This window comes from Algoriella sp. (assembly GCF_036647415.1).
In the GTDB taxonomy this organism is placed as follows: domain Bacteria; phylum Bacteroidota; class Bacteroidia; order Flavobacteriales; family Weeksellaceae; genus Empedobacter.
This window is the reverse complement of the sequence record NZ_JAVXKG010000005.1, coordinates 96,245-110,486: the sequence shown is the minus strand read 5'-3', so window position 1 is coordinate 110,486 and position 14,242 is coordinate 96,245. Positions and strand designations below refer to the sequence as shown.

The following is a 14,242-nucleotide window of genomic DNA, read 5'->3' as shown; positions in this document are numbered from 1 at the left end:
TCGTAATGAAGTGTTTTTTTATGAATTTTATAAATTGATTAAGAATAAAAAAAGATATTCGTCAAAATGATGAATATCTTTTTTTATACGACATTAAGAAACTCTATACCAGATTTTTAAAATAAATATTATTTGGATTTTGAGGATCGATAATAATATCTATTTCTTTTCCCTTTTTTATTGATACATCATTTTTTACATCTCCAAAATACTCAAATTCGGTATAATACATTTGATTGGTATTTGGATGTTTATAAAATACTTCCACAATATATTCTGGAATATGATTAACACTTAACAAAGTTCTCTTAATTTCTACAATGTGTGCTTTTACTTTTAGTCCTTTTTTTATGATACGATTGTAATCAAAAAAACTAAAAATTCTTCTAACTCCTAAATAAGCGGTTAATAAACTGCTTATTAGAATTACAAAACCTAATAATTTGTCAAATAATTGATTAAAATCTAAAAAGTTACAAAGTAAAATCAAACTCAGGCTTAAGATGACTAAGCCAACTCCTACATACAACTTCATTTTACTTACATTTGATACATAAAATTCATAAATCGTACCAAATAATGTAATCTTTAGATTTTAATTACTTAATCTTATTTATTTAACTCTAAATTAGTAAGCTGCTGTAAATCTTTGTTTTATAAACTTCGCATTTTCTATTTCATCTGCAATTACCACTGCAAGATCTTCTACAGATAAAATACTGCGTCCATTTTCATCAAAAACAGGTACATCTGTTCCCAATCTATACGTTCCTTTTCTTACGCCCGAAGTTCCTTGGTGCATTTCTGGTGCTGGAGAGAAAAATGTCCAATCCAAATCAGTATTATTTTTCAATAAATTATAATAATCTCTTGCTGCCGTTGCACCTGGTTTTATTTCTTCTGGAAAATCTGGAGCGTCTACCAATTGCAACTCTTTTTGCTCATTTACATACAAACTTCCCGCTCCTCCTACAACTATCAAACGTTTTACACCAGCGCGTTGCGTAGCTTCTTCTATGGCTTTTACACCTTTCAAGAAATCAGCATACAAATTAGGATTTGTCCAACCTGCATTAAAAGCACTTACCACAACATCTGCACCTTGCAAATCTGTCGCAAGCGCTTCAATATCATTCACATCAACTTGTACGGGAGCCACATTTTTACTCTCCAAAACATTGTCTGTATTTCTTGCAAATGCTTTGATAGATTGATTTCTACTTACTAATTCTTTTACAATTTCTGAGCCTACAAATCCTGTTGCTCCTATTACTGCTACTTTCATGTTTATTATTTTTTTTTTAATTTATAATGTAATAATTTTTGTTACAATTAAAGATAAAAAATTTTTACTGAAATTGATCAGAAAATTCTTTTAAAGTTTTATTATTTAACGTTTTGATTAATTCTGCTTCTGCGTTACTAAATAAACTATCTAAATTAGCATTCATCTCAAGACCAATCGGACAATTCGGATTAGTATGATTCATTTTACCAAATACATTTTCTTGATTTACCAACTTATATACATCTCCCAATAGAATATCGCTTGCATTTTTTATTAAAAAACAACCTCCTTCTTTGCCTTTTTTTGAATCAATAAAACCTGCGTCTTTCAAAAATTTAATTTCACGACGAACCACTACTGGATTTACATTTATACTTCCTGCAATAAAATCCGATGTAATTATCTCATTTTTAAATTTATCTGCTAATACCAAAATATGTATTGCTGTTGCAAATCTTAAATTATTCATCATAATCTATTTAATGATGCAAATATAAAAAACAAAATTTTAATTGTAATAACTTTTGTTACATTATTTTTATTCGATAAAATCTAGTAAATTTGTAGATATACAACCCTATGTATGGAAAATTATAAAAAACATTTATTGAGCATTGTCCATTTAACAGAAGAACAATGGAATAAAATAGAAAACGCTTTAGTTGTAAAAAAGTTTAAAAAGAATGAATTTATTTTAGTTCCAGGCGAATATTCTGAAGATTATTTTTTTGTTGAATCTGGCGTTATTCGTTCATACACAATAGATGAAAATGGAAAAGAACATGTTTTGCAATTTGGTACAGAAAACTGGATTGTAAGCGATAGAAATAGCTCTTTTTGTAAACAACAATCTAAATTCTATATACAAGCAATAGAGGATTCTACAGTTGTTTTATTAAATGAAAAAATCGTTAATTTAATTGTAAGTCTTAATCCTGATTATTTGATAGCGGAAAATAAATTGGTCCAAAATCATGTTCGTAGTCTACAAGACCGTATTAATTTACTTTTAAGCGCTACTGCAAAAAAACGTTATTTAGAATTTATACGCCTCTACCCTAACCAACTTTCACGAATTCCACAATGGATGATTGCATCCTATTTAGGTATAACACCAGAAAGTCTAAGTCGAGTTAGAAAAGAAATTGCACATGGATAAATATAGTTTTGACATTTTCGTCAAAGAAAAACCGAAAAAAAACCCGAAAAGTTTTATTAAATTAATTGTTTCATTTTTGGCGGTTTCGTTAATTAGTTATGTTTTTTTAGAGTTTAAAATTTTCAAGAATGATACATTTTATTACATTTTTATTGGAGTTTTAGCTACAATTGTTGCTTATTTGAATGGATATTTCAAAAAACCCGAAACTAAATTAGAAGGTCATTTTGATGGCAAATTAACTTTTTCTACAGAAGGAATAAAAATTAAAGACAATTTTCATCCAATAAATACTCTTCTTTCTATCGTTATTGATAACAATGATTACGAGGGTAAAAAAGTGAAAGATTTTGGAGAATTTGAATCTCAGAATGGTTCTCATGGTGTTAATAATCGATTAACTTTAAAAACAAAAGATGACCAATTTATTGAGGTTGATTTCAAACAAAAATCGTTAGACGAGTTTACTAAAATTCAGCCAATTTTAATTTCATATTACAAAAATAATCTCCTAACAGAGGATGATTTAATTTATATTATGAAATTTGAATATGATATTGATAAAAACGAATTAAGAAAAAAACTCCGAAAAATAATTTAACCAATCACTAACATTTAAACCTCAACTCCTATTATTATTTAGTGTATTTTTGTAACAATTAAAACGAAATATTATGCAACCAACAGCAGAATGGTTAAAAACTTGGGAAGCTAAAAGAGAATTAACTTTGGCACCAAACGATTTAGAAAAATATTTTACAGATAAAGAAATTGGAGGTGTAGAAATTGACCAAATTAACATGGGAGATGTTTCTTTACCATCAGGAAAAATTTTTGTTAATGATCCTCTAGGTGAATATCTTGCCGTAGATAAAGATCCTTATTTTTTAGAAACTCCAAAAGGTAATTTTCCTGTTACAGCAAGTATAGTAAAATACGAAGATGATGGTGAAGTAGAAAACCTTATTGGTTGTGTAAAAATCTCTTTTTCTAACGAAAAACCTGTTCGTTACGAAGAAGCAATGAAAGGTATCGAGCTAATTGAAGAATTACAAGAAGGAGAATATTTTGGTTTTTCAATAGAAAGTGGTTTGGCTACAATTGTTGATGCTGAGGTAAAAGATGATTTTGTGAAATTTATTGACGAATTCGAGAACAAAGGAAATGATGTAAATCTTTATGATGATTACTTTAATGCTTTGTTTATAGAAAACGCTAAAAATAACCCAAAATATCAGTCAGAAGAAGGAGATTGGATTAATTGGACGGTTCCTGGAACTGAGTCTAAAGCACCAATTTTTCAAGCTGGATTTGGCGAAGGAATTTACCCTGCTTATTTCGGATATAATGATAAAAATGAGATCATTGCATTCTACATTCAGTTTATTGATGCTGAATTAGAAGATTCTGAAGATGATGAAGAGTGGTTATAAGACTATTTTAATATAAAACATTATACAATACCCTCAAAAAGTTAAATCTATTTGAGGGTATTTTTATGAATGAAATAAAAAATCACTCCAAATTTGGAGTGATTTTTCTATATAAAATTTGATTAAATCTTATTTATAATGCTGCTAATTGCTCTTCTATTTGAGCTATTTTAGCCAAAGCATCTGCTTCTTTTTTACGTTCATTCGCGATTACTTGTTCTGGTGCACCAGCAACAAATTTTTCATTCGATAATTTTTTACGAACTGAATTTAAGAAACCTTGATTGTATTCAATTTCTTTTTGTAATTTTTCACGCTCAGCTTCAACATCAATATTATCTGACATCGGAATCATAAATTCTAACGTACCAACACGAAATGCAAAACCTTTTTCGGGCTTAGCTCCTACATTGAAATTAGAAACATTTCCTAATTTTGAGAATACATCTACAAAAATTTCATTACTAGCATTTGTATCAGCAAAAACTTCTAAAGCTTCTTTTGGCGACATTCCTTTTTCTGAACGTAAACCACGAATTGCAGTAGTTGCTTCTTTTGTATTTTCGAAATGTTGAATTAATACTTCATCAAATGCTTTAACTTCTGGATATTCTGCAATAATTAATGCATCTTTCTCTGTACGCTCAGCTATTAAATGCCAAATTTCTTCTGTTAAGAATGGCATAAATGGATGAAGAACTTTCAAAACATTTTCTAAATATCCGATTGTCGCATCAAATGTTTGACGATCTATTGGCTCTCCAAATGTTGGTTTGATTGCCTCTAAGTACCATGAACAGAAATCGTCCCAAACTAATTTATAAATTCCCATTAACGAATCTGACAAACGATATTTTTCGTAATTCGCTTCGATATCCGCTAATTGTGCATTAAATTTATTCTCGAACCATTCAACTGCCTTTGTTTGTGTAGTAGAAGGCTGTAAGTTTTCATCAATTTCCCAACCTTTAATCAAACGGAAAGCATTCCAGATTTTATTGGCAAAATTACGTCCTTGTAAACATAAATCTACATCAAAAGGCAAATCGTTTCCAGCTGGTGCAGTCAACAACATTCCCATACGTGTTGCATCAGCTCCATACTCGTTCATCAACTCGATTGGATCTGGTGAATTTCCTAAAGATTTCGACATTTTACGACCTTGTTTATCACGAACAATTCCTGTAAAATATACGTTCTCAAATGGTAATTCATTTCTATATTCATATCCAGCAACAATCATACGTGCAACCCAGAAGAAAATAATATCTGGACCTGTAACTAAATCTTGTGTTGGATAATAATAATTGATTTCTTCATTCTCTGGCTCATTTATTCCATTAAAAACTGAAATTGGCCATAACCATGACGAAAACCACGTATCTAAAGCATCTTCGTCTTGACGTAAATCCTCAATTGTTAATGTTGCATTTCCTGTTTTCACTTGTGCTAATGGTAAGGCTTCTTCTTTTGTCATTGCAACAACAAAATCTTCGTTTCCATCACCATAGAAAAATGCAGGAATTTGGTGTCCCCACCAAAGTTGACGAGAAATGTTCCAATCTGTTACATTTTCCATCCAATTACGATACGTATTTTTAAATTTCGCTGGATGAAATTTAATTGTATCATTCATTACATTATCTAAAGCAGGTTTTGCTAAATCTGTCATTTTTAAGAACCATTGATTTGAGATTTTAGGCTCAATAACAGCTCCTGTTCTTTCAGAAGTTCCTACTTTATTGTTATAATTTTCTACTTTCTCAAGTAAACCTTTTTCTTCTAACTCTTTCTCGATTTCTTTACGTGCTTTGAAACGATCTAACCCAGCATAGTTTAAACCTTGCTCGTTAAGTTTTGCATCATCCGTAAAAATATCAATAAAATCTAAATTATGTTTCTTTCCTAACTCATAATCGTTAACATCATGCGCAGGTGTTACCTTAAGACATCCTGTTCCAAATTCGATATCAACATATTCGTCTTCAATAATATTGATTTTACGACCAACGATTGGTACAATAACTTGCTTTCCTTTTAACCATTCGTAGCGCTCATCATTAGGATTGATACAAACGGCTGAATCTCCAAAAATTGTTTCTGGACGAGTAGTTGCAACAACAATATATTTATCTGTACCTTCTACTTGATAGCGTAAATGATATAATTTACCGTTTTTATCAACGTGAATAACTTCTTCGTCAGAAATATTGGTTTTCGCTTCAGGATCCCAGTTTACCATACGGTAACCACGATAAATTAATCCTTTGTTGTAAAGATCGATAAATACACGTTGAACAGATTCTGACAAATCTGCATCCATCGTAAATTTTGTACGATCCCAATCACAAGAAGCACCTAATTTTTTTAATTGATCTAAAATAATCCCACCATGTTTGTGTGTCCATTCCCATGCATGACCCAAAAATTCTTCACGACCAATATCAAATTTAGAAACACCTTGTTCTTTTAATTTCGCAACAACTTTAGCTTCTGTAGCAATTGAAGCATGGTCTGTACCAGGAACCCAACATGCATTGTAACCACGCATACGTGCACGACGAATTAAAACGTCTTGAATCGTATTGTTTAACATATGTCCCATGTGTAGAACACCTGTGACATTGGGCGGAGGAATTACAATTGTATATGCTTTGCGTTCGTCTGGCGTAGATTTAAAATACTGATTATCCATCCAGTATTTGTACCATTTGTCTTCAACCTCTTGAGGCGTATATTTAGATGCGATTTCCATTCTCTATTTGTTAAAAATAAATTTGGGCAAATTTACAAAATATACGCAACTAATCCTTATTAATAGTCAGATTTCCCAAATTAAGTTAATATTCTTAAATTAATGGGAATAACTTCTCTACTAAAAAATAAATTGCAATTACTATAATTCATTTTAAATGGAATGAATATTGCTTTTATCCTAAATATTATATCTTTAAATAAAATTAGAGAAATAGATTTTTAAAAAAATTAACGTCAAAACAACAAAATGTTTTGTAGATTTGAATTAGTAATTTATTTATTGTTATGAAAAAAATAATGTTTGTAGGTGCTTTTGTAATGGGATTAACAAGCCTTTTTGCTCAAGAACTTAAATTAGAAAAAGAAGAAATTGCTTTCGGAAATTTAAAGTTAAATACAGAAGTAACTTCTAAAATGAAAGTGACAAATACAGGGGACAAACCATTAATCCTAAAAAGTGTAGTTGGTTCTTGTGGTTGTACTGTGCCAGAATATCCAACAACTCCTATTGCTCCTGGAGCATCTGCTGATATTACCGTAAAATATTCGACAGGTGGTGTTAAAGGTGACTTCAACAAATCTGTAACAATTACATCTAATGATCCTGTATCATCAAGAAAAATCTTCAGAATAAAAGGTTCTGCTGAATAATAAAAATGAAAAAGCAAGTTATTTAACTTGCTTTTTTTCTTGTTCTATAATTAGATTTTCTAAATATTTTTTCTCAACCGAATTCATTTCTTTCCAATAAAATCCTTTTTTGACATTCTCGCTATCTATTTGTTGTGGATAACCATTATTTAAATAATATAATCGCAAAGAAAAGGAACTTATTGCAGGAACTTTTGTAGAATATGTTAATGTATAATTTATAGGGTAATTATATTTAAAATTGCCAATCTTATTCGATTTATACTCTAAATCATCATATTGTCCTGGTTTTAAGAAAAATGGAGTTTCAAATCCTCTTATATAACTAAAAGAGCGAATACCTTTTATATATTTTGACCATATATTTGGCGTAATAACACCTATCATTAAAACAAATAAAAGAGCAAGATTAAAAATTTTCCATTTTTTACTAAAAAACTCTTTCTTTAACATTAGTAAAATTATCAACGTATCTACAATCAAAACATCTAACAAAAAACGAAATTGTGGTGATGTGAATATGACAAAAAAAACTTTTATCAAAACTGAGAATAGTAAATAATAAATAGTCTTATTTTTCTCTTTTTTAAAAACTTGCAATAGTATTAATCCAATCGTAAAACTTAAAATAAATAATAAGATTATTGATCTTAAAGTTGAACTGAACAACACATATTTATAATAAGTAAGCGTATTCATTTCCTGTACTTGTTCTCTGATAAATAAATCCTTCAAAGGAATAAATTTTGCATTAACATCAGAAAGTATATACATCGATTTTGGCGAAGCCCAAGATAAATTTTCTAAAGTTGTAAAACTTAAAGGAAACAAAGGATTTCCAGCTAAAACAATTCCTTTTAAGCAAAACAATATTGCTAATCCGATTATCAGAAATAAATTAAAATCTTTTAAATTTTTGTATTCCTTTTTTCTAAAATATTCTATCAAGAAAAATACAATTAATAGAATACTGATTGGTTTTATGACAAATACAATCGCAGCAAAAAATAAATATGTAGAAACATTTTTTTCTGATTTCAAGTATTCATTTAACAAAATTACACTCAAAACAAATACGGGTAAATCTGGCGATGGAATATTTAAAAAAAATAAAAAAATCACGTTAAAAGGTAATAATCGAATAGATTTAGATTCGATTAAATACAAGTTGAAAACGATAAATAAAATAAAGTTTAAACGATAATAAATATCCGAAGTTTCGTTTATAGAAGCTTGTAAAATATGCCAAAAACTATTTTGAACAAAAACCCATTCAAGATTTGATAATCCTTTTACATATCCTGCAAAATCTAACCATTTTATTGTTGGAACATAATAACCAAAATGATCTAAAATGTAAGGATAAGTAACTGTAAAAACAAGTCCACAAACCAGTATTAGATAGAAATATAAAGTAATTTTTTTGAAGAATTTCAAAAACTCAATACTCCGTTTTTTATAATAAATCAACCCAAATAAAGCTAAAATAATCAAGCAAATTTCGTACGTAAAATTAAGTGGAATTACAAAAGCGAGAACAAAACTTATAAGCCCTACACCTATCATTCCGTTCAAAATTGTTAAACTAAAATAATGATTTATTTGTGGTAAAACCTTCTGAAATAACAAACCAAAAGCGTAAAAATAAAACAGTAAAAAAACAGATACAATAAGTTGATAAATCATAAATTAATTCAGTTTTTTTACTAATAATTTTTCTGAAATAAGCAAACTAAAAACTTCTATTTTATTAGAATAATCAACTTTCATATTTTTATCAAAACTCTCAATTTCAACAACTTTAAGAACAGAACCTAAGGATAATTCTTTTGTATTAAGAAAATTTAAAAACTCGTCTGAAGAATTAATTACTGCACAAATTTCCACAACATCTCCAGCTGTAAATTCGGACATTTTTTTGTAATTAATTTGTTCAAAATTCCCCTCTTTATCGGGAATTGGAGAACCATGCGGATCAATTTTAGGGAAATTAAGCAACTCATCCATTTTATCAAAGAATAACGGACTTTGTATATGCTCTATTTGCTCTGCAACTTCATGCACTTGCTCCCAACCGAAACCCATTTTATCTACCAAAAACATCTCTGTTAATCTATGTTTCCTAACAATTAGCGATGCTTTCAATATACCTTTATCAGTCAATCGAAGTGGTTTATATGTTTCATAAATCACCAATTCTTTTTCAGATAATTTTTTCATCATACTATTCACCGTTGGCATTTTTATGTTCAAATGCTTACTCAAATCTTTGACATTAACCTCACCTTTCCCATTTTCTGAGAGATGAAATAATGCTTTGATATAATTTTCTTCGACTAATGAATTCATTTAACAAATATAAGTTAAACATCTTTTATAATTAAAAATCATTTTGAATAATATTTTTGTTAGATTTGTCTAACTTTTAACTTCAAGTATTTTTATATGAAAATAATCAACTCCATAATTTTTATTCTAACAATTTCTTCGTCCGCCCAAGAAACTAATAAAGATTCTATCAAAAATAATCCTGAAAATTTGAATGAGGTCGTACTGACAGGAACTATGAAACCTGTTTTCAAGAAAGATTCTCCCGTCCCAATAGAAGTTTATACTTCAAAATATTTCAAGACAAACCCTAATCCTACTTTGTTTGAATCTATTGGAATGATAAATGGAATTCAACCACAAATAAATTGTAACGTTTGCGCAACAGGAGATATACATATAAATGGAATGGAAGGTCCATATACCATGATTTTGATTGACGGAATGCCTATTGTATCTGCTCTATCTACCGTTTATGGTCTGAATGGAATACCAAATAGTTTGGTTGATAGAATTGAAGTTGTAAAAGGTCCTGCGTCTTCACTTTACGGTACAGAAGCAATGGGCGGAATAGTGAATATCATTACAAAAGACGCTACAAAAGCAAATAAATTTAGTGCAGATTTATACACAACTTCTTGGTTAGAAAACAATATTGATTTAGCTTATAAATTCAAAATCAATAATAAAGTAAATTCATTAATAGGTATCAATTATTTTTTATTTGATAATAAACAAGATAAAAACAACGATAATTTTACAGATTTAACTTTACAGAATAGAATTTCTATTTTCAATAAATGGAATTTTGAACATTCTAAAAATAAAACCGCAAGTATTGCTTCTCGTTACGTATACGAAGACAGATGGGGCGGAGAAATGCAATATGACAAACGGATAGACAGAGGAAGTGACAAAATTTATGGTGAAAGTATTTTTACAAACCGAGCAGAAATTATAGGAATGTATCAATTGCCAACAACAGAAAATATCTACACACAATTCTCGTATAATTTTCATCAACAAAATTCATTTTATGGTACAAATTCTTACCAAGCAAAACAACATGTTGCTTTTTCACAAGCCTATTGGGACAAGATTCTTGGCAAGCACAGTTTGTTAACAGGAGCTACTTATAAGTATACTTTTTATGACGACAACACGCCAGGAACAGCAAATGAAAACAAAGAGAATAATCCCATGAAATCTCCTTTACCTGGTGTTTTTATTCAAGATGAAATCACATTTTCATCTAAACATAAACTTTTGTTGGGTTATCGATTAGATTATGACAAACACCATAAAGACATACATTCGCCACGATTTGCATATAAGTTTTCACCGAATAATAGACATATTTTCAGAGCAAGTTTTGGTACTGGTTTTCGTGTTGTAAATCTCTTTACAGAAGACCATGCTGCACTAACTGGTTCACGCGAAGTGATTATAAGAAATGATTTGAATCCTGAAAAATCTTACAACGGAAACTTAAATTACGTTTTCAATAAAACCTTCGATTTTGGAAATTTCAATTTAGATGCTACTGTATTTTACTCTTATTTTACGAATAAAATTGTTGGAGATTTTGAAACAAATCAAAATTTAATCATTTATGATAACTTAGACGGACATGCCGTTTCTAAAGGAATTTCAATAAATACGGATATTGTTTTTCGATTTCCTCTGAAAATAAATTTCGGTTTCTCCTATATGGATGTTTACAGAAAAGAGCGGGATAAAAACAATCAAATGCAAAAAAGTCAACAATTTCATGCGCCAAAATGGTCTGGTAATTATGTTATTTCATATAATTTTCCGAAACGATTTACAGTTGATTTAACTGGAAATTGGTACGGAAAAATGCGCTTACCTATTTTACCTAATGATTTTCGTCCAGAATATTCGCCTTTTTATATGTTGACAAATATTCAGCTAACTAAATCATTTAGAAAAATTGAAATCTATGGTGGATTGAAAAACATCTTCAATTTTATACCTAAAAATCCATTAATGCGTCCATTTGATCCTTTTAATAATAACATAAATGATCCAATCAATAATCCGTATAGATACACTTTTGATACTGCTTATAATTACGCACCATTACAAGGAATTAGAGGATTTATTGGTTTGAGATATACAATTAGATAAAATGAAAAAATTTGTATTAATTCTTTATTTATATTTTTCTGGAATAATATTCGGACAAATAAGCTTAGATAAGTTTAATCAAGAATTTCCGAAAAAACCTCAGCCAATTCTACTCTATTTCTATACAGATTGGTGTGCTTATTGCAAAATTCAAGAAAGGGAAATAGAAAATAATTTATCCTTAAAAAATGAATTGAACGACGAATTATATTTTCTGAAAATTAATGGGGAAAGTATTTTTGAATTAGATTTTCTTGGAAATAAATTTCCACCAAATAATAAATCTAAAACTCATGATTTTGTTAAACAATTTCTAAATAAAAATGAACAAGAAAATTATCCTTTTTGGATTATTTTGAATGAAAAACTTCAAATTATTGATAAAACTTTCGGTTTTTTAATGAAAAAACAACTTTCTGAAATTATCAATAAAATAAAAAATGGGAACTAAATTTAGTTCCCATTTTATTCACAAAAATTAGTCTAAAACTATCAGAGATAGATTTGGATTTTCTATTAACTCTTTATTTTTTAATGTATTTATATCTATTTTTCCTATAATATGACTGTAATCAGGGCTTTCATAACGTTCTTCAACTTCATCAAAATAAGAAACAACATCTAAATTTTTATCTTTAAAACCAATATAAACTTTCAATTGTCCAGATTGATTAAATACACCTTCTTCTTTTTCATCATACTTTCTGATTGAATATTTATAATCATAATTTAAAGCTGAAATATCACTCAAAACTGCGGAAGAAGTTGGGAAACGACCTGCGCCTTTTCCATATAAAAATTGCTCGTCTGACAACGAACTTCCAATCAAAACACCGTTATATTCATTGTTTACAAGCGCAATTGTTTTATTTAATTTCACAAAAGTTGGCAATACGGTCGAATTTATTTCTCCTGTTTGATGATTTATTGTAGAGTTAGCAATAAGCTTTATTGTATAACCTTTTTCTTTTGCATATTTAAAATCTTGAACTTGTAGCGACATAATTCCTTTGCGAATCACATCTTTTACATCAATTTTTTTACCATAAGCATGCAACGTTATAATCGCCAATTTACTCGCCGCATCAAAACCTTCCACATCTGCAGTCGGATCAGCTTCAGCAAAACCACTATCTTGAGCCGCTTTCAGTGCATCTTGATATGATTCATTTTCCTTCGCCATTTTTGTTAAAATGTAATTCGTCGTTCCATTTACAATTCCAGAAACATAATTCAATAAATCGTTATCAAAATATTCTTCTAAATTTCTAATAATCGGAACCGACCCGCAAACAGAGGCTTCATAAAGAAATGAAACATTATTTTTATATTGTAATTCTAATAATTCTTTATGATGTTCTGCAATCAATTTTTTATTTGCGCTTACCACATGTTTACCTTTATCAAAAGCTTTTACTATAATAGCATGCGCCGCATCAGATTCGGAAATTAACTCAACAACTACATTTATTTCATCATCTTCCAAAATATCATCGGCATTATCAGAAAATAATTCGCTCGGCGCATTTCTTGGTTTCGATAAATCTTTAATTACAATTTTTTTTATTGTGGCGTTAAGTTGCGGTTTTTCTTCTAAAACTTTGTAAATTCCTTCTCCTACAACGCCAAATCCGAATAAACCGATATTTAATTTTTTCATTTAATTAAGTTTAATTTTAGTGATTTTTATCAAAAAAGCAGAAGAAAAATTGGTTCAATTGCCAAATAAAAACAATTGAACCAACAAATTAGAAATTATCTGAATGATTGGTTGCACAAGTCTTTATTCATCTTCCCTTACGGATGGATTTAGCACCTTAATTTTGTTATTAGGTTGCTAAAGTTTCTTTGGGCCATTTCCCTCCACTTTTCTTGATAAACTGTAAATTTTAATGAACTATTTCTGAGGGCAAATTTAATGTAAAGCAATTCTAAACTCCAAATATAATTTCATTAATAATATTATATTTTTCTTAATATTAATCAAAAACAATATTTTAAATTAAAATAATTCTATAAAAACAATTAAAACAGAATTATTTTCTTAATTAATAATAATTTATAAGTATACCCTTATATATTTCTTTAATACAATATCAAAAATAGATTCAGATTAAAATATTATTCTTAATAAGTTTCTAATATTTTTAAAATAAAAATATTTTTTCTAAAAAAACACTATTTAATAGAATAAAATTCAAAATACACTTTAAAAACACAATATTTTTTAATTCAATTATATGTAATGATTAACTTATTTTATTGACATATAAATAATAATTCTTTTCTATCATTATCATTTTTTTATTTTATTGAGATTAGATACTTTTGTAGGTGCCTTATGAAGAAAAGATGGAGGGATTAGGCCCGCTGAAATCTTGGCAACCCAAAGCAAAGTTGGGTGCTACATCCTACTCTAATTTAAGAGAAAGATAAGGAGCTACTTCGCTATTCTTCCCCTAAGGTTTTTTAAAA

13 protein-coding genes and 2 riboswitches are annotated in these 14,242 nt (G+C 28.7%); of the genes, 6 read left to right on the top strand and 7 right to left on the bottom strand.

Annotated elements, in window-relative coordinates; translation table 11 throughout:
- Positions 1-103: 103 nt before the first annotated feature.
- From RSC72_RS03670 to RSC72_RS03660, 3 genes are all read right to left on the bottom strand, one after another.
- On the bottom strand, positions 104-535 hold the full coding sequence (locus RSC72_RS03670) for a hypothetical protein (RefSeq protein ID WP_332566181.1): 432 nt from the start codon (positions 533-535) through the stop codon (positions 104-106).
- Positions 536-628: 93 nt separating this feature from the next.
- Positions 629-1,285 carry an NAD(P)-dependent oxidoreductase gene (locus tag RSC72_RS03665; protein ID WP_332566180.1) on the bottom strand — a complete coding sequence of 219 codons (657 nt, stop codon included), beginning with the start codon at positions 1,283-1,285 and terminating at the stop codon, positions 629-631.
- Positions 1,286-1,349: 64 nt separating this feature from the next.
- Positions 1,350-1,757, bottom strand: coding sequence for an RrF2 family transcriptional regulator (locus tag RSC72_RS03660; protein WP_332566179.1), 408 nt, complete (start codon positions 1,755-1,757; stop codon positions 1,350-1,352).
- 114 nt (positions 1,758-1,871) lie between these two features.
- On the opposite strand from RSC72_RS03660, the gene RSC72_RS03655 reads away from it, so the two are divergent.
- The 3 genes from RSC72_RS03655 to RSC72_RS03645 all read left to right on the top strand — a co-directional run bounded on the left by RSC72_RS03655 (position 1,872) and on the right by RSC72_RS03645 (position 3,880).
- A complete protein-coding gene (locus RSC72_RS03655) occupies positions 1,872-2,447 on the top strand; it encodes a Crp/Fnr family transcriptional regulator (RefSeq protein ID WP_332546979.1) in 576 nt (191 codons plus the stop codon).
- Positions 2,440-3,048: a hypothetical protein gene (locus RSC72_RS03650; protein ID WP_332546980.1), complete on the top strand. Its 609-nt coding sequence runs from the start codon at positions 2,440-2,442 to the stop codon at positions 3,046-3,048. Before RSC72_RS03655 ends, RSC72_RS03650 begins: the two co-directional genes overlap by 8 nt.
- Before the next feature lie 73 nt (positions 3,049-3,121).
- Positions 3,122-3,880 (top strand): DUF4241 domain-containing protein, encoded by a 759-nt coding sequence (locus RSC72_RS03645; protein WP_332566178.1) that lies wholly within the window; start codon positions 3,122-3,124, stop codon positions 3,878-3,880.
- 133 nt (positions 3,881-4,013) lie between these two features.
- Here the strand turns inward: RSC72_RS03645 and RSC72_RS03640 are convergent, their stop codons facing one another.
- Positions 4,014-6,635, bottom strand: coding sequence for a valine--tRNA ligase (locus RSC72_RS03640; protein WP_332566177.1), 2,622 nt, complete (start codon positions 6,633-6,635; stop codon positions 4,014-4,016).
- Between the two features lie 287 nt (positions 6,636-6,922).
- On the opposite strand from RSC72_RS03640, the gene RSC72_RS03635 reads away from it, so the two are divergent.
- Complete coding sequence (locus tag RSC72_RS03635; RefSeq protein ID WP_332546208.1) at positions 6,923-7,288, top strand: DUF1573 domain-containing protein; 366 nt, start codon at positions 6,923-6,925, stop codon at positions 7,286-7,288.
- 18 nt (positions 7,289-7,306) lie between these two features.
- Here RSC72_RS03635 and RSC72_RS03630 read toward each other — a convergent pair whose 3' ends face one another.
- Both RSC72_RS03630 and RSC72_RS03625 read right to left on the bottom strand, forming a co-directional pair.
- Positions 7,307-8,974: an LIC_10190 family membrane protein gene (locus RSC72_RS03630; RefSeq protein WP_332546206.1), complete on the bottom strand. Its 1,668-nt coding sequence runs from the start codon at positions 8,972-8,974 to the stop codon at positions 7,307-7,309.
- A 3-nt stretch (positions 8,975-8,977) separates the two neighbouring features.
- The gene (locus RSC72_RS03625; protein ID WP_332546204.1) at positions 8,978-9,637 is read right to left on the bottom strand and encodes a metal-dependent transcriptional regulator; all 660 of its coding nucleotides are present in this window, start codon (positions 9,635-9,637) and stop codon (positions 8,978-8,980) included.
- A 96-nt stretch (positions 9,638-9,733) separates the two neighbouring features.
- Here RSC72_RS03625 and RSC72_RS03620 point away from each other — a divergent pair, with 96 nt between their 5' ends.
- Entirely contained in the window at positions 9,734-11,767 is a 2,034-nt protein-coding gene (locus RSC72_RS03620; protein ID WP_332546203.1) for a TonB-dependent receptor plug domain-containing protein, read from the top strand.
- 1 nt (position 11,768) lies between these two features.
- Positions 11,769-12,218, top strand: a complete 450-nt coding sequence (locus tag RSC72_RS03615; protein WP_332546201.1) for a thioredoxin family protein — start codon at positions 11,769-11,771, stop codon at positions 12,216-12,218.
- Between the two features lie 27 nt (positions 12,219-12,245).
- Here the strand turns inward: RSC72_RS03615 and RSC72_RS03610 are convergent, their stop codons facing one another.
- Positions 12,246-13,427, bottom strand: coding sequence for a homoserine dehydrogenase (locus RSC72_RS03610; RefSeq protein ID WP_332546200.1), 1,182 nt, complete (start codon positions 13,425-13,427; stop codon positions 12,246-12,248).
- Between the two features lie 124 nt (positions 13,428-13,551).
- Positions 13,552-13,649, bottom strand: a riboswitch (SAM riboswitch).
- A 454-nt stretch (positions 13,650-14,103) separates the two neighbouring features.
- A riboswitch (SAM riboswitch) is annotated at positions 14,104-14,206 on the top strand.
- The last annotated feature ends 36 nt before the right edge of the window (positions 14,207-14,242 follow it).